This is a genomic window from Rothia sp. HMSC067H10 (genome assembly GCF_001810635.1).
GTDB classification, from domain to species: Bacteria; Actinomycetota; Actinomycetes; order Actinomycetales; family Micrococcaceae; genus Rothia; species Rothia dentocariosa.
The window spans coordinates 26,804-43,309 of record NZ_KV802317.1 but is presented as its reverse complement, the minus strand read 5'-3'; the positions used below and the strand labels follow the sequence as shown (position 1 = coordinate 43,309).

Annotated in this window: 10 protein-coding genes; 4 read left to right on the top strand and 6 right to left on the bottom strand. The window is 51.1% G+C overall.

The window, feature by feature from the left end:
• Nucleotides 1–456: 456 nt before the first annotated feature.
• Complete coding sequence (locus HMPREF2756_RS07265; RefSeq protein ID WP_004004365.1) at nucleotides 457–1,362, top strand: LysR family transcriptional regulator; 906 nt, start codon at nucleotides 457–459, stop codon at nucleotides 1,360–1,362.
• A gap of 16 nt (nucleotides 1,363–1,378) precedes the next feature.
• Here HMPREF2756_RS07265 and HMPREF2756_RS07260 read toward each other — a convergent pair whose 3' ends face one another.
• Entirely contained in the window at nucleotides 1,379–2,326 is a 948-nt protein-coding gene (locus HMPREF2756_RS07260; RefSeq protein WP_070619850.1) for a sugar-binding transcriptional regulator, read from the bottom strand.
• 133 nt (nucleotides 2,327–2,459) lie between these two features.
• Here HMPREF2756_RS07260 and HMPREF2756_RS07255 point away from each other — a divergent pair, with 133 nt between their 5' ends.
• From HMPREF2756_RS07255 to glpK, 3 genes are all read left to right on the top strand, one after another.
• Nucleotides 2,460–4,226 (top strand): glycerol-3-phosphate dehydrogenase/oxidase, encoded by a 1,767-nt coding sequence (locus tag HMPREF2756_RS07255; RefSeq protein ID WP_070619848.1) that lies wholly within the window; start codon nucleotides 2,460–2,462, stop codon nucleotides 4,224–4,226.
• Nucleotides 4,227–4,492: 266 nt separating this feature from the next.
• Nucleotides 4,493–5,284 (top strand): MIP/aquaporin family protein, encoded by a 792-nt coding sequence (locus HMPREF2756_RS07250; protein WP_037230801.1) that lies wholly within the window; start codon nucleotides 4,493–4,495, stop codon nucleotides 5,282–5,284.
• 106 nt (nucleotides 5,285–5,390) lie between these two features.
• Nucleotides 5,391–6,947, top strand: coding sequence for a glycerol kinase GlpK (gene glpK / locus HMPREF2756_RS07245; RefSeq protein WP_037230800.1), 1,557 nt, complete (start codon nucleotides 5,391–5,393; stop codon nucleotides 6,945–6,947).
• Between the two features lie 203 nt (nucleotides 6,948–7,150).
• Here glpK and HMPREF2756_RS07240 read toward each other — a convergent pair whose 3' ends face one another.
• The 5 genes from HMPREF2756_RS07240 to HMPREF2756_RS07220 all read right to left on the bottom strand — a co-directional run bounded on the left by HMPREF2756_RS07240 (nucleotide 7,151) and on the right by HMPREF2756_RS07220 (nucleotide 16,372).
• The gene (locus HMPREF2756_RS07240; protein ID WP_070619845.1) at nucleotides 7,151–7,783 is read right to left on the bottom strand and encodes an endonuclease III domain-containing protein; all 633 of its coding nucleotides are present in this window, start codon (nucleotides 7,781–7,783) and stop codon (nucleotides 7,151–7,153) included.
• Between the two features lie 204 nt (nucleotides 7,784–7,987).
• Complete coding sequence (locus tag HMPREF2756_RS07235; protein ID WP_070619842.1) at nucleotides 7,988–8,428, bottom strand: hypothetical protein; 441 nt, start codon at nucleotides 8,426–8,428, stop codon at nucleotides 7,988–7,990.
• 178 nt (nucleotides 8,429–8,606) lie between these two features.
• Nucleotides 8,607–11,549, bottom strand: a complete 2,943-nt coding sequence (locus HMPREF2756_RS07230) for a DNA methyltransferase (RefSeq protein ID WP_070619839.1) — start codon at nucleotides 11,547–11,549, stop codon at nucleotides 8,607–8,609.
• 96 nt (nucleotides 11,550–11,645) lie between these two features.
• Entirely contained in the window at nucleotides 11,646–15,101 is a 3,456-nt protein-coding gene (locus tag HMPREF2756_RS07225) for a helicase-related protein (RefSeq protein WP_210393540.1), read from the bottom strand.
• Nucleotides 15,102–15,136: 35 nt separating this feature from the next.
• A complete protein-coding gene (locus HMPREF2756_RS07220) occupies nucleotides 15,137–16,372 on the bottom strand; it encodes a Swt1 family HEPN domain-containing protein (RefSeq protein ID WP_141747839.1) in 1,236 nt (411 codons plus the stop codon).
• Nucleotides 16,373–16,506: the final 134 nt, after the last annotated feature.

Genomic DNA, 16,506 nt, shown 5'->3' with positions numbered 1-16,506 from the left:
TTTTAGAATATCTAAATATTTTTGGCGGCCACAAATCCCCACTAAGCCCCATGAAATAGGCGGAAGGGCCTGAGCGCACTACAAGCCAAACAACTACCATCCAACCCCACCTCATCCAACGTTCAACAAGCACTTTAAACCTTAAAGACTTACGGCCTTAAGCCCGACTTGTTTGCAATCAAAATACAGTACTTAATGCCGGACAAAACGAACAGAGTTCATTTATTACAAGAGAATGACATCCCAAAATGTTTATGAAAACTTTATCGTTGCGTCCGTCGTTTCTGCGACACAGAAAGTACCTATTTCGATACCATGAAGAAAAGCTTAAGGTGGTTTAAGATACCGCATCAGGCAGCCTAGTACTCCGCAAAATGAGGGGCAGCAAGACCGATGCGAACAGCGCACCCTTACTCCACTAAACCAACCACGACCGCGCTAATTTAAGGAGACTTTATGTCTGTATCTGATATCCGGCGTATGCAAATGCTTCTGGAGATTCACGAACGCGGCACCATTATCGCTGCTGCGGATGCTCTTAGCTTGACCCCATCTGCTGTGTCACAGCAAATTGCAAACCTCGAAAAAGATACAGGTACAGCATTATTACAACGTGTTGGGCGGCGCGTTCAGCTCACGAACGCCGGTCTTGTCATGGTCGATAGTGCTCGTACTATATTGCGCGAGATAGACCGCATGCAGACAGCAGTAGCAAACCTTGCAGGAGAACCAGCAGGAACCGTGCGCTTGGCGATCTTCCAATCCGCTTCCTTTGCGCTTCTGCCCCGCGCTATCAAATACCTCGAAGAACATGCACCGCGTCTAATTCTGCACGTTCTACAGATCGACCCAGAGACGGGAACTTCACTCACTCGAAGCCGCGAGTACGACATGGTTCTTTCAGAGGCTTATCCGCACCACCCTATCCCCGAGTATCCAGACCTGCACTCTGAGCTTTTGGTAGAGGATCCCCTGAGTCTTATCGTCCCCGAAGAATCCAGCATCAAATCTCTCAAAGAAGCCAACGAATTGCCTTGGGTTCTTGAGATGGAGCAGAATACATCACGTCAGTGGGCTATCAATCAGTGCCGCACTGTAGGGTTCGAACCAGATATTCGGTACAGCGCAAATGATATGATCACTAATGCAAACCTGGTGCGTTCAGGCTGCGCAACCACTATAGTGCCTGGATTCGTACTCTCAAGCCTCTCTAACACAAAGGGTATTCGCACAGTAGATCTTCCGGGTAAGCCTTCACGCAAGATCTTTACCGCAGTCCGCACAGAGTCGGCGAAGAATCCGGCTCTAGTAATGGTTCGTGATGCACTTCAGCATGCCGTTAAAGAAGCATTCGGCTCATAACAAGAAAACTAAACACTTATTTCTCTATCACGGCTCGGGCGAGTTTTTCGTCGAGCACCAAGTCTGTAATAGCGCCCGTACGCAGCGCTCCTCTTAGCGCTGCCGCACGGTGCGTTCCGGAGGCTACGCATATACGACGAGGAATGCGGGAAAGCTCTTGAGGGCTGGGGCCGGATGCCCGACGGTTAATCTCAAGGTCATTCCAGCTTCCGTCCTCCCGCAGAAGCACCGTACATATATCGCCAACCACTCCCTGCTCACGCAGTAGGCGCTGTTCTGTCACATCAAAGTACCCACCCGAGTACACATGAGAGGGAATAGCCCCTCCGAAAGCACCAATACCGAAAACTGCTACATCGACCCGGCTTTGCACCTGCAGTGTTGCCTGGATGCTCCGCTCGCGCCACATCGCAGCTTTGGTATCGGCAAAGTCAAAGAATGCGGGCACCGGAAAATGAATCATATAAGCATCGTAGGCGCTTACCATGCGTCCCAATAGCGTGCCTAAATATGGTATTCCAGAATGATGCGCATTCCCTGCCCCATTTAATTGCACCACGCTCACCCCCTCTAGTGGTCGTTTAGGCAGATGCCGCGAAACCTCTGTGAGAGTTGCCCCCCAGGCCACCCCGATGCTTGTGCCGTTATCGACTAGCGAATCAAGAAGTTGCGCGGCAGAACGCGCAACCTGGCTCATCCTAGCGATTGGGGTAGCGTCCTGCTTGGTATTCACAAGAGTAACGCGAACTTTGTACCGCTCCCCCAACCGTTTTTCGAGCTCATGTCGGGTTCTATACGAGTCGTCGAGGCGAATTTGCACCATGCCTGTCTCGCGCGCATTTTTGAGTAAACGCGAGATAGTTGCGCGTGAAACTCCTAGGCGGGATGCAATAGTATCCATTGTGAGATTTTGGATGTAATACAGCTGCGCAACCTCGTAGGTTTGGCTGAGTCGTTCGTTCATTCGTTCCTAACCTTAAGTGAAAATCCGTTCACTCCACTTGGTAATTATTTCACCACTAAGTTTTACTTGAGAGCAATACGTCCTCGGTTCGGCATGTAGTCCGGCCTCCATACTCACAAGAAGAAAGATACCTATGAGCTCTCAACAATTTGCGCAACTCTCGCACCTAACAACAGATTCCCGTGCACGTGCCCTAGCTGAGATGAGCAGCGGTACTGAACTTGATGTTCTGGTAATTGGCGGCGGCATTACTGGTGCCGGTATTGCCCTTGATGCGGCGACTCGCGGCCTACGTACAGGTATTGTGGAGGCCGGAGACTGGGCTGCGGGCACCAGCGCTTGGTCCTCAAAACTTATTCACGGTGGCCTACGTTACCTCTATAACCTAGATTTCAAACTCGTAACCGAGGCTCTCAAGGAACGCGGTCTGTTACTCGAAAAAATTGCACCTCACCTTGTACACGCGCAGCCCTTTTTGTGGCCATTGAAGACACCGGTCATTGAGCGCTCCTATTCCGCTATCGGCATTGGCATGTACGATTCTCTCGCATATATCGGTTCGCGTGGTAAAAAGGGAGTTCCTTCGCAACGTCACTTTACAAAAAAGGGCACCAAAACAGTCTTCCCAGATATCAAAGACTCCGCTTTTACCGGCGCTATTCAGTTCTACGATGCCCGTGTAGATGATGCCCGCTTGGTCGTTGATGTTGTTCGCACCGCCAGCGGTTATGGTGCCCTGGCTGCCTCACGTACCCAGGTGGTGGGTATTGATAAAGACACCTCTGGCAAGGTGGTAGGTGCGCGACTGGCCGATCTTGAAAGCGGACAGGAACTCACGGTCAAAGCCAAGCACATTATTAACGCCACCGGAGTCTGGACCGAAGAATCCGAATCTCTGGCAAACCCGGATGCTGGCCTTGAAGTACTCGCTTCTAAGGGTATTCACATTGTCGTGCCGCGTGATCGTATCCAGGCTACCAGTGGTATTTTCACGAAGACCGAAAAATCAGTGCTTTTCATTATCCCGTGGCAGCGCTACTGGATTATTGGTACGACCGATACCCCGTATACCGAGGATCGCGAGCGTCCTGTGGCAACGCGTCAGGATATTGACTATGTGCTGGAGCAGGCGAATAAGCTGATTGCTAATCCGCTGACCCACGACGACATCATCGGTACCTATTCGGGGCTGCGCCCCCTCTTGCAGCCGAAGGTTAAGGGTGATGGTGCACAGTCCACCAAGGTGTCTCGTGAACATACTGTCACGGAGGTTGCCCCCGGTATGAGTGCCATTGCTGGCGGCAAGCTGACTACCTACCGCGTAATGGCAGCGGATGCGGTTGATTTTGCGCTCGGTGATCGTGCGCAGGAACGTCCATCGGTGACGGAAACAATCGCGCTGGTGGGTGCCGAGGGGTATCGCGCTATTGAGGCGGGCCGTGACCGTTACGCACAACGCTATGGTTGGGATGAAGACCGTATTACCCATCTGCTGGAACGCTATGGCGCACAGATTGAAGATCTTGGTGCACTTATTGATGCTGACCCGGATCTTGGCAAACCTCTTAAACATGCACCGCAGTTCTTACGCGCCGATGTCGTGTTCGCTCTTCGCTACGAGGGTGTCCTGCACCTCGAGGATGTACTGGTTCGCCGCGTGCGTCTTGACCTTGAACAACGTGATCGCGGGTTGGCTGCGGCCCCTGAGATCCTTGAGATTATGCGATCCGAACTCAACTGGGATGATGCGAAGGTCGCGCGCGAACTTGCACTCTACACCGAACGGGTGAAAGCTATTCGCGAGGCAGAGTCCACTTCTACCGATGCTGAGGCGTCTGCCAAGATTGTGGCTGTAGACCCGGTGGCTCCCCGCAGGAAGCTCAACGTGCAGCACCACTAAAACTTGTGCGAAGCTCAGAGTTTCGCTCAATACTGCCGCAGGATACGGCATTTATAGTTGCCGTATCCTGCATGGTATGCCTGTTTGATTTAGTATTTTTCCAGCAGGCACACCACCCATAATTTTGGAATCCTACGATATGTTGTATTCCGTGAGATTCCTCTACCTCACAAACGCACCGTCATGGCGCATCCGCAATGGCACGACCGGGCTACCCGGTAACGTGCCCTAATGCGGATGTCTTGTACGGCAACGAAAGGAAAAATATGTCTCTCTTGGCTGCAACCATTCCCGTACAGGCGGTAAGCCTGCTGGTGGGAGATAATGGTGTTGCTACCCATCTTGGGCTTTTTGCTTCTGAGCTCTTTGGAACGTTCATTTTGATTCTTCTGGGCGCTGGCGTGGTCGCCGGTGTCTCACTCCCCAAATCATATGCGAAGGACGCCGGATGGGTTGTCATTACTTTTGCTTGGGGATTTGCGGTTTTTGCGGCCGTTTATCTTTCCGGGCCTTCGGGTGCGCATCTTAACCCGGCGGTTACCCTTGGCTTAGCGGCGGCCGGTAAAGATTTGGCCAAGGGTGTTCCAGCAACTCCGGAAAACATTGCGATCTATATTGTGGCGCAGATTCTTGGTGCTTTCCTAGGTGCTGTTGCCGCGTTCTTGGCCTACAAGAAGCACTTTGATGAAGAGCCCGGTAATCGTCTGGGTATCTTTGCGACCGGTCCCGCGATCAAGTCTTATGGTTGGAACCTGGTGACGGAGATTCTGGGTACATTCGTACTTGTTGGCTGGGTTGTTGCCTCCGGACAGACTCCTTCCGGCTTGGGTCCACTGGCCGTGGCACTTATTGTAGTAGCTGTCGGCATGAGTCTAGGTGGACCTACCGGGTACGCTATTAACCCTGCACGTGATCTTGGCCCTCGTATGGCCCATGCTGTTCTGCCTATTCGCGGTAAGGGCGGCTCGAATTGGGCATATTCTTGGGTTCCGATTCTGGGCCCTATCATCGGTGGCGTATTGGCTGGCTTGATTGTGCCTGCAGTCTTGGGATTTTAGAAACCACTACACGGTTTAAAGATATTTTGGTGAGTGGGCATCACCCATTATTCCTTGTTATGGCGCGGTCATGCGCCCCCCCCCAACCATTTAAGTGAGGTTACTCATGACTACTTCCTTGCATTCGGCAACTTTGGATGTTGAACGTAAATACATTATGTCTATCGACCAGGGCACCACCAGTTCCCGAGCTATCCTTTTCGATAAGGCGGGCAAGATCGTTTCTGTGGGTCAGCTTGAGCACGAGCAGATTTTCCCCAAGGCAGGCTGGGTTGAACACAACCCCGTTGAGATTTGGGATAACGTGCGTAAAGCCACTGCAATGGCGATGGCAAACGGTGAGGTAAACCATCACGAGATTGCCGCAGTGGGCATCACCAATCAACGTGAGACCACGGTGGTGTGGGATAAGAACACTGGTGAGCCGGTCTATAACGCAATTGTCTGGCAGGATACTCGCACCCAAGAAGTTGTTGATGAGCTCGCTGGCGATGACGGCGTGGGTAAATACCATGACATTGTGGGTTTGAATCTTTCAACCTACTTCTCAGGACCCAAGATTAAGTGGATTCTTGATAACGTTCCCGGCGCTCGTGAGCGTGCCGAACGTGGTGATCTGCTTTTTGGCAACACCGACAGCTGGGTAGTGTGGAACCTGACCGGCGGCGTTGATGGCGGTGTACATGTAACCGACGTTACGAATGCATCCCGCACTTTGCTCATGAACATTCGTACTCTTGAGTGGGATCCGCAGATCGCTGCCGATATGGGCATTCCCATGAGTATGCTCCCCGAAATCAAGTCTTCATCTGAGGTCTACGGCTATGGTCGCCCCACCGGTCTGATGCGCGGCACACCCATTGCTGGTATTCTGGGCGATCAGCAGGCGGCAACCTTCGGGCAGGCTTGTTTCGAGAAGGGCATGGCGAAGAACACCTACGGCACCGGTAACTTCATGCTGATGAACACCGGAAATGAGCCCGTGTTCTCAGATAACGGCCTTCTTACGACCGTGGCGTACAAGATTGGTGACGCTGACCCCGTTTATGCCCTAGAGGGTTCGGTTGCGATGAGCGGTTCGCTGATTCAGTGGCTCCGCGATAACCTGGGCATGCTCACCAACGCCTCCGATTCCGAAGCACTAGCAACTTCGGTTGAGGATTCGGGTGGCTGCTATGTGGTTCCTGCATTCTCGGGCCTGTTTGCACCGCACTGGCGTTCGGACGCACGCGGCGTGATCGTGGGCTTAACCCGCTATGTAAACAAGGCGCATATTGTGCGCGCGGCGTTGGAGGCAACCGCTTTCCAGACCCGCGAGGTGTTGGACGCGATGAACGCCGATTCCGGTGTGAAGCTTTCCGAGCTGCGTGTGGATGGCGGTATGACCGCAAATGAGTTCCTGATGCAGTTCCAGGCAGATATTCTAGGGGTTCCGGTGATCCGTCCGAAGGTTATTGAGACTACTGCGTTGGGTGCCGCCTACGCAGCCGGTATTGCGGTCGGTTTCTGGGACGGCGAGAAAGACGTTGTCGAAAACTGGGCTGAGGATAAGCGGTGGCTGCCTGCCATGGAGCAGTCCGAGGTAGACCGCCAGTACCGCCTCTGGAAGAAAGCCGTGGCACGTACCCTCGACTGGGTGGATGAGGACGTGCCGACTTCCTAAGAATTTTCTTCGTACATAAAGCCCGCACTCTTTTGCGTAAAACGCACAGCACCGCTGTTCGAGACATGCAAAAGAGTGCGGGCTTTATATTCTTACTGTATCCTGTACATTTTGCCGCATATCGTACGCTTCTACCCTACGAAATTGCAGGAAAATGTACGGGGTAATTACAGCACGTGTCTATATCAGGTATGAGAACAACCCTAGTTACCAGCAATAGCAGGCCAATAGGTTTGCCATCCTCCCGCGGTTCGGGCCGCTTTGCCTGCTTGGACGATTAACCCATGTAACAGTGCATACTCTTCAACGCTCAATACTTCAGAACGGATGCGTTCATCGCACGCTTTGCGTGCTTTCACATAGGTAGCGTAGTCTCCCCATCCAGCCGCGGCGAGAAGCCTGCGCGCATAAGCATCGTAAATAAACACACCTCGGTGGTAGGCATACAGCAAAATGTCGTCAGCGGTTTCCTCGCCTACGCCCTTCACCCCAAGCAGCGATGCTCTCAACTGTGTATCACTCATAGATTCAGCGAGGGTATCAGTAGTGAGGAACCAATCGGTGATGGTTTGCAGATAGATGGTTTTAGTGCGCCAATATCCTGAGGGTCGGATCGCGTCTTGCACCACAGCCGAATCAGCTGCAGCGAGTGTTTCAGGAGTGAGGAGGTTGAGGGTACGCAGGTTTGCCAATGCGGTTTCGGTGTTCGTCCACGTGGTGTTTTGCACCAATACTGCGCCTACCAGGATCTCAAATTTTGTTTCGGCTGGCCACCACACGCCCACATCAGGAATCGCGCGCTGGAGCACCGTCATCATCTGGCGCATCGATTCCATAACAGACCCCTCCAATAGGTTTTCACGTCATCGCATAGTGCACCTGAAATCTTGACAGAGTTCAATTTCAGCACCTTCACACTTGATATGGATTGAAAACCGGCAATCTCTATTCGGAATCTGAGCTCTCTCTTTTTACAGCGTTGGCAGACTACGCCGTCGAGTAGTTGAGCGACCCAAGACAAGATAAATGCTATTCGAGTTTTAAGAGACAACTCTAGCCATCCAAGTACGAAGCATAGGAATTTCGTTCGGAGCAACGGTCGCGATAATACGTTCACAATCTGCGCTGGTTAAAGCTAAATAATCTTCTGGGACATGATATGCATCTCTGAGTTCTCCTGCATACACACCTGGGAAACCACCGCCCATCAGAAAAGGTGGCCCATTATCACCAATAAGCACGTGATCAGGATCAGTGTCTAACATGGTCAACGCACGGTCATAGAACTCATACCCACCAATAACAACGGTCTCTTGGCTGGTCTCAAACTGTATATCTATATAATAAACCGGGGCAAAAAATAGCCGCTTGTGTTTACGAGCATCAGGACTGATACTCACGCGCATCGTCGAAAGCGGGAGAACCGGCACGCTCTGAGAATAGTCTCTGGCTTCCTGCTCGCTAGAAAAACGTATGGGCATCTACGCACTCCCTTCAGCACTGCGCATGTCTAGGGTATCAAACCTATCGAAAAAGCAGTCAGCGTCTCAGATGATTAGGTGATACGCCTAGAAGGATAGAAATATCCCGTACACTTTGCCGCATCTTCGTAGGGTAAAAGCGTACGATATGCAGGAAAGTGTACGGGATACGCACCGGTTACGCCGCAAGCGGCGGAGTGGATGCGGGAGACTCGTTCACCGGTGGCGTGCTCGGGGCAGCACCTGTGAGTCCGAGGTAACGGTCAATGAGGATGCTGATGCGCTGGTCGTTGGAAGTACAAGGACGCGAGGCGCCGAAAGCAACATCAACTACCAAATCCAGCTCTTCGTGAGCCTTACGCAGCGCCGGATCCATATCGTTGAGCGAAGCATACATTTTATCCAGGCCTACGCGCTCCCCCGCGCGTTCCTCAGTCGCTTCACGCGCCGCAAGGATTTTCTTCCCGGCGGCAATGATGCGAGCACGAAGATCCTCTGAAACGGATGGGAGGGGCAAGTTATTCCAGACGACAGTATTTGAAAAACGAAGGTCAGATTTTAAATACCCGCCAAATACCTTTTGCCATGTGATAAACATGGACGAACTAATGACGGAGAATAAAAAGCCATCTGGATCAACCGCCATAAAGTTCGCATCTCCCGCAATAACATCAGAGTTTAAATGTCTAGCGGTAAACCAAGGACGTCGTTCTGATACTACACGGGGAATCCCAACGTAATTTTCTAGAGGCTGGTGTATCTCCCCAAAAAGATGAGGAGATTCTGCTAGCTTTTGGGTTGCTCTTTTGGGGCTTTTTAAACGCATTTCTGATACAGATTCAAGACGTTTAAGAAGAAGTGGACTCTGAAAAACTTCATTATCTGTAATTCCTATGAGCCACAAACACCAGCGGTCTGCACCGCTAATAAGCTCTTTAGCTTGACGGTAAGGACGAACATACTTCGCAGCAACGGGGTCGCTCATGACCTCATCGTAGTCTTCCGGTTCTACAATCAGGTTTCCCCCATCAGTAGGCTGACTGCCACGAGAGACTTCGGATAATTCCGGAGAAAGAACCCTCATCCGCTTTGTCACAAAAACTTGCGGAGCATCTAATAGGTATGCATTAATTCCTGTTGTTACCGTCAGCTCTTCCGTAGTTTTGGTCTGCCACGAGTATTCAAAGATCCTCTGCCGTTTTTTAAAATCCTCGCCCGGAATACTCCGGGCAAAGCCAATAATCACGCAGTGTACCGCAGCCTTACCGCTCGCCTCCGACTGCCACGGGAAGGTACGGTACGCAAAACGGATCTTCCATCCATCACGGAATAACGGTACAAACAGATCGGGAACAGGCTGTCCCTGCGTAATCGAGTTGGTGGACACAAAAGCAAATTCCCCCGGTACTTCAGTGTATCCTGTTCCAGACTCCGGTGTGAAGAACCGTGAGGCCTTGCGGTACCAGCCCGTTGCAAAATCCAAGTATCCCGTATAGTCGGTTCCCCATACGATCTTCAGAGATTCAGTCTTCTCCGGATCTTTCTTCCCCTGCCCACTAAACGGCGGGTTCCCGGCAATATAGGTCACCACACCTCGCGCGGTATCTTCCGGCGTAACCGGAAGAACCTGCCGCCAATCGGTGCGCAGCGCATCACCCTCATAAATATGCGCACTCTGCCGCAGCGGTAACCGTACCGGCGCGTACCCCAGTTCGTCACTCATCTTCTGGTCAATCTGGCGTTCCACCAGGAACATGGCGGTACGCGCAATGGCTGCGGGCCATGATTCGCATTCAATTCCATAGAAAGAGTCAATGGTCACCAACGGTTCTATCGCTACAAGACGCTTATCGTCTGTGTGTACACCAGCATTGTTACCCATAACCAAAGCGTCAGGATTCAACTTACCCAAATCACGCAGACGAAGCATCACATCAATTTCAAGCTTGCGAAGCTCACGATAAGCAATAATAATGAAATTTCCGCACCCGCAGGCAGGATCCATAAAACGAATATTGGCTAGACGTGCCCTAAGACCCTTAAGACGTGAAAGCTCTTTCTGCTTGTTCTTCCCTGCACGCTCAAGCTCATCACGCAACTCATCTAAGAATAGAGGATTTAGAGTTTTAAGTATGTCTTCTTCTGATGTGTAATGTTCTCCTAACTGTCTGCGGGTTACTTCATTACGTACCGATTGGAACATCGAACCGAAGATAGCGGGAGAAACCTTCGACCAATCCGTCGCCGAGGCTTCCAAGAGACCGTCTCGAAAATCTTTACCCACGGAAGCAGGAATGCTCACCGGATTCGCAAAAATACCGCCGTTCACATAGGCAAACCCCTCCAACTCGTAACTGGAGGTGGCGGCCTGCTGACCGGCTTCGGGTTTCTTATCCAGGTGCTCGAAAAGCACATCTAATTTTTCGGCAATATCGCTGCCATCGGGGCTTGTATGCCGGTTCAGATACCGCTCGAAGGAGGCACCTACGCCTTCACCCCACATATTGGTATCGTCACCGAACATCACGAAAAGCAGCCGAGCCATAGTCTGCGAAATATCGGACTCCGCCATGCTCGCTTTCTCTAGTGCTCCGAAGAGGCGCGCCATCTGCTTAGATGCCACGCGGCTTTCATGCCTAGCCTCAATGTCGAATCCCTGGCGTATACGGTCGAGCACGCGCAAAACCGTCAGATTCTCAAAGTCTTCCTGTTCCAGGTACAGCAGGGCAAGACGGCTTAAGAGTGCTTCGTCGTCTTTGCTGTTCCCAGGCGTGTATTCGTGACGAGTCAGACGGCTAGAGGATGCTGACGGCCACCGCCACATTTGGCGACCACCCGCGCCCTCGCTCACGTACACACATAGCCGATGCGTATTCGTTTTCGCTAGTTCACGGTCAATACCTAACTGGTCCTCGTTACTGGGCAAGGTTTCGCTGCGGCACAGCCACACGCGCACGCCCTTGAGCTCAGCAATATTTTGCACGATAAAAACTGTAGAGCCGTTATCGTACGTAAGGTCAGCATGGGTCGGTTCGTCCCACCCCAAAAGCTCAAATAAGGGCTCAATTTCGCCTGTTTTGAGCAGTTCAAGCGCTTCATCGCGCTCATCAGTAAAAGCCACCGGCTTTCCTCTCATATTCAGTTATGCACGTATTCAGTTATGCATATGTTGAGTGATCTTGCGTTACTGGTTTAGATATTTATAGTTACGAATGCTCTAGTGCTCGAACCCCCTAGGTGCAATGCCCAATGAACAGACTACGCGCACATCATCTTCAGCCAAAGATGACAGCACAAGCTTGCCGGAATCATCCATACGCTTAAGCTCAGCCAACAATTCCTCATCGTTTAGGTGGCGCATAGCTCGGCGTAATGAAATTTCGGCATCGCGCTGGAGCGGATAGTGAAAGATCCTGTCAAGAAGCTGCTCAGCCGCCGTATTATTGTGCAGTAGAGAGCGGGTATTTGTTCTATCATGAAAACGCTGGAATAAGCGTTTACGGGTACCCTTCAAATTGCCGTTCGAGATAGCATCCTGAGTAAACGAAAACTCGGTAAGTTGTCGCTGCATATCCCACCCGTTGTCTAAAGGTTCTGCAGTGGGAGTGCTAGGTTCAGCGTAGAAAAGCCTTAGGGCTTCCGCCGCACTTACCAAAGCGGGTTTGATTTCAGCCGTGGCAGGGTCTTCGCGAAGTACTGTAAATAGATCGACGCCGGATGCGGTCGCCACGTAGTTCACGAATGAGGCATTAACGTCACCAGCCCGAACCGCTCGTGTTGCCATAAGTTTATCCTGCGCATTGGCAATCTCAGATGCTTTACCAGGGTCTTTTTTCAGCAGGTCGAACCATACCAGCCCAGCCTCGGAGACCGCATCTGCAAAAGGATCGTCTTCTTCAGGGTCTTCCATTCGACCGGCATAGAAATCTTGCAAAATCCGTGTTTCGGCTTCGTTGCTGAGTTCCGAGTCGAAAAATTTCTCGTCAGATCCAAACGCTAGAGCAGAAGAATCCAAGCGCGCCTTAATGCGCGAGCGCAGGTTCAACGTTTCTTCAACGTTCTCATGTGAAATCAGGTACACATTCACAATATCGGAGGTCTGCCCCACACGATCTACGCGCCCGGCACGCTGAATCAGGCGAATAATCGCCCACGGAAGGTCGTAATTCACCACCACATGGCTGTCTTGAAGGTTTTGGCCCTCAGACAGAACATCGGTAGCAATCAATACGTTAAGCTCATCTTCAGGGGCCAATGAGTGCTCTTGTTCTTCTCCCGGCAGTCGGTTTGACTCGGGTGAAAAACGACGCGCTAAATCTGTAGGGTTCTCAGAATCGCCCGAGACCGCCGCAACACGTTCAACGCCCAACTCTCGTAAACCTTGAGCAACGTAATGTGCGGTGTCCTTGTACTCGGTGAATACGAGAACTTTATCGCCCGCATGAGTATTCTCAATCAGATCTTTGAGAGCTTTCAGCTTAGAATCACGCTGAACCGTCCAACTCCCAAAGCGTGCCAGCATAGAACGCAGAATATCGTTATCGTGTTCTAACTGTTGGCGTAAGGTATTGCGAAAAATTGTTGAATTTACCCAGCGCAGCTGTGCCGGGGCGTTTTGCCGTAAAGATTCGTATGCCGCCGCATTTGAGACATTTTGGTTGTCGCTGCGTGCGGAATCGCTGCCGTAGAAGGTGTCAAAATCACCGTCCCCGGTTGTACCCAGTTGTTTCTCAGAGTAGCTTCCCGTAGGTACTGGCAGCTTATTCTCAATCGCATACAACCATAATTCATTGCGGCGTAACTGACGCTTGAGGGACTTGATAAAAGCATCGCCCGAAGAACTTAGGCGTTTGTACAAACCTGCCTGCACGAAGCCACGAACATTACCTCGACCAGACTTCGCATTCTCAATAATTTCGAGGTCATTCTTATCGTGTGCATGTGAAGGGTCGTCAAAGGCAGAGATATTATACCGAGGCAGATTCAAATTTTTAATGTCGTCAAGCGTTTGTTCGCTCTCCATAAGCCGCGCCGGATCATCTGCAGCAAAGTCGTGGCTGATTGCCTTTGATACCCGATCAGGATAATAGAATTTCCTGCCGTCGCTCAAGAGCACATAAGAACGTTCAATTATGCGCCCATCAGGCATTTTATACATTTCTACTGGCGCACTGCGGCGTGCGTAAGAACGGGTGCGGCGTACCAGATGGTCGCTCATAAGGCGGCGCCAATCCTCTACCTCCTCAGAGAGCTCAAAGGCACGTAGAGTCGTTACCTTGCCATCCACCAACTCGGAAATTTTGGGGTTCTTCTTTAACGCTTCTACAGGAGCAATACCTAAATCATCGTCATCATCAATATAGAGGGAAAGCTGAGCCTTAACGTCCTTGAATGAAAGGTTGAAAGGGGTCGCTGTAAGAAGGAGTACGCGCGCATCATTTTCACGCATATAGTCCCGAATAGCACCGTGAGCAAGTGTACCTTCGTGACGCAAGTTATGGGATTCATCGCAGATCACCAAACCGAATCGACGGGTTTCTGGTAATTTCTTATGCGCCATTGAGTACGGAATAACTCTACCGTTGACTTCATAAGCGTCAAGGTGTTCTTCCCACATCTGTACTAGGTTGGGTGGGCACAATACCAGCGTGCGAAAATTCTCCGCGTTTTGCAGCATGGAGGCGGTCGCTACGGCAGTCAGAGTTTTTCCTAGACCCACCACATCGCCCAGCATGGTGCCGCCACGGCGCATAATGCGGCGTGCCAGGACCTTCACTGCTGATTTCTGATAGTCCAAAAGGATATTCTCTAATGAACTAGGGAGTGTATATTCACCTCCCTCGCGCATATCTGCAGAAAGCTCGTAGCAGACCTTCAAATACACGTCATACGGGCTCGGTTGTTTCACGGCCCAAGACTGTTCGATCAGGTCAATAATCTCATCATTTATTAAATATGAGGATCTGCTTTTCCAGAGTTTATTGAACCATTTTTGAAGCTCTTCGGTACCGTTGCTGTCGAGCACATCAATGTTGAGTTCGCGATTCGTATGCAACCCCGCGTGAGTAAAGTTCGATGACCCCACAAAGCCTATAGCCTGAACATGATCGTGCACGTCAAGGTGTTGACGGGCTATATAAGTCTTACCGTGCAGAGGTTCCGAGGTGAAAACCTTGATTTGCACGCGCCCCTCACGTAGCTGCTCTTTGAGAGTGCGCAGGGCTTGTGCACGGATGGAGCTAGAGGCTCCAGACATAAGTTGTTCCCGTAAATGAGCCACTAACTCATCACGAATTTGCGGTTGCTGCTCTCGAAGCACTTTTGACTTAGCACATTCTCCACGTAGTTCACGCTGCTGGTACTGACGCATCTGTTCGCTTGTCGAACGAGTAACCATACCTACAAGGATGCGCGCCACCGGCTCTTCCCCGTCATATGGTTTTGCGGCAATTTCATGTGCAAATTCGTCCCACGCACTCAAATTGATATACCCCGTGGCAATATCCAGGTGACGGAATTTACGAAAAACATTGTGCACACCCATCGCCAAAGAGTTACGCTCCTGTGTTCCTCGGCGTACTGGCTGGTTATCGAAAATTTTCGGCATAGTGCCATAAGCTTTCTTGAAGTAGTGTTTAGTGAGTCCGCTTTGAAGGCTCTGTAAGGTTTGCACGTTACGACTGCGTACCTTTGTGCCCCAGTATTGGATCAGATAAGTGTTTTTGCAAGTTCCAGATGTTTCTTAACCACGGCGGTGCAGCGCTTACGCCCGAAAGTCGCCAAAACGGCGCTTTGCACATCCTGCCCGTCATCCAAAAGTTCTGGGTTTGCGTCAAAATATCGCCAGGCATTGGCAATTTCGACGGGGCCAATCTCTTCAAATGCCCGTCCTGAGATTTCTGCATGCGGGCGAAATTCAGCCCAGGTTTCGCGGTCGATACTCTCAGGCCATACAAATCCGTGCTCATCAACTGTCAAGTCTTCAGAGTTATTACGCACTTGATGTGATACCTGGTTCAGACGGTTCTTATAGGCGCGTCCCAGCCCAAAACAGTAAGTCACGAGGCGGCACAGTCGGTTAAGTTCGATGGGCCCTTCGAATTCAGCAATTTCGCTCGCCGTTGAGCGTACACTCGCCGCGTTCGCTTTATTACGCATGCTTTCAAAAACGCTAGGTTCACCCATAGGTATGGTCTGCCAAGGTTCGAATGGGTAACGTTTACTCTCAAGCGCAAGAACTGGGCGAGAGGTTTCAGACTCTTGTTTAGGTATTTCCTTATCTGAAGCTGGATAAGATTTCGGGGTTGTTTGAGTCACCGTCACAGGTTCTTGGGATCTCTGCGGAACCATTGGTCTTTGCGAGGGCATCCGCGGTACGGCAGTTCTCTTCGGGGCTGTTCTCTTAGCAAAAGCTCCCACAGGTGCCTGTACATCGCTCTTACGCATCTCGGTTCTGGCGATTGCCTGGCGTACTTCCTCGGTAATTTGCGGTGCTACCGGAACTGGAGTTTTAAGCCCAAAAAGTTTCACACGCAGGTCATCGCGTACCCGCTCCAGCTGAGAAGCATGTGTGTGCTCGCCCAAAGCAGTAAAAAGGCGCGCTGTCGTACCGTAGATGCGCACAGCGTCATCACGGTCAAAATCTTCATTATGTGCCCATCGATTTCGAAAAATACGTAGCTCAGCGGCGTATGTACTGACCTCGCGATTAGCATTGTCGAAAGGGTACCCCGCTGAACCAAGCCGCTCAGTCAGCATACGTAATTGACACTGTACATCCGTAGGTTTATAAACTTTTGGATCACGGCGTCGCCCTTTATTCTCATCCATAAGGCGCAGCACGATACTCCAATCGTTATTGTGCAATACCTCAGGTCGGGCTATACCTTTAGCGAGTACTTGGCGGAGAATCACCGGGTTGAGTTCCCTGCTCAAATACCCCATACAACTTTGAATGTGAGTGCCAACGGTTGTCATTGATGTCTTTCTTTCCAGAAGCCTTCCCTCGACGCAGAGGGACCATATCTAATATTACTTGTTTTAGAAAGCTCTGCTTGACTTTAGGTCACTGGTTTCGG

Excerpts from the sequence above, each read along its gene's own strand:
- HMPREF2756_RS07265 (WP_004004365.1), top strand. The coding sequence starts at position 457 with ATGTCTGTATCTGATATCCGGCGTATGCAAATGCTTCTGGAGATTCAC.
- HMPREF2756_RS07240 (WP_070619845.1), bottom strand. The coding sequence starts at position 7,783 with ATGGAATCGATGCGCCAGATGATGACGGTGCTCCAGCGCGCGATTCCT.
- HMPREF2756_RS07260 (WP_070619850.1), bottom strand. The coding sequence starts at position 2,326 with ATGAACGAACGACTCAGCCAAACCTACGAGGTTGCGCAGCTGTATTAC.
- HMPREF2756_RS07235 (WP_070619842.1), bottom strand. The coding sequence starts at position 8,428 with ATGCCCATACGTTTTTCTAGCGAGCAGGAAGCCAGAGACTATTCTCAG.
- HMPREF2756_RS07220 (WP_141747839.1), bottom strand. The coding sequence starts at position 16,372 with ATGGGGTATTTGAGCAGGGAACTCAACCCGGTGATTCTCCGCCAAGTA.
- HMPREF2756_RS07250 (WP_037230801.1), top strand. The coding sequence starts at position 4,493 with ATGTCTCTCTTGGCTGCAACCATTCCCGTACAGGCGGTAAGCCTGCTG.
- glpK (WP_037230800.1), top strand. The coding sequence starts at position 5,391 with ATGACTACTTCCTTGCATTCGGCAACTTTGGATGTTGAACGTAAATAC.
- HMPREF2756_RS07255 (WP_070619848.1), top strand. The coding sequence starts at position 2,460 with ATGAGCTCTCAACAATTTGCGCAACTCTCGCACCTAACAACAGATTCC.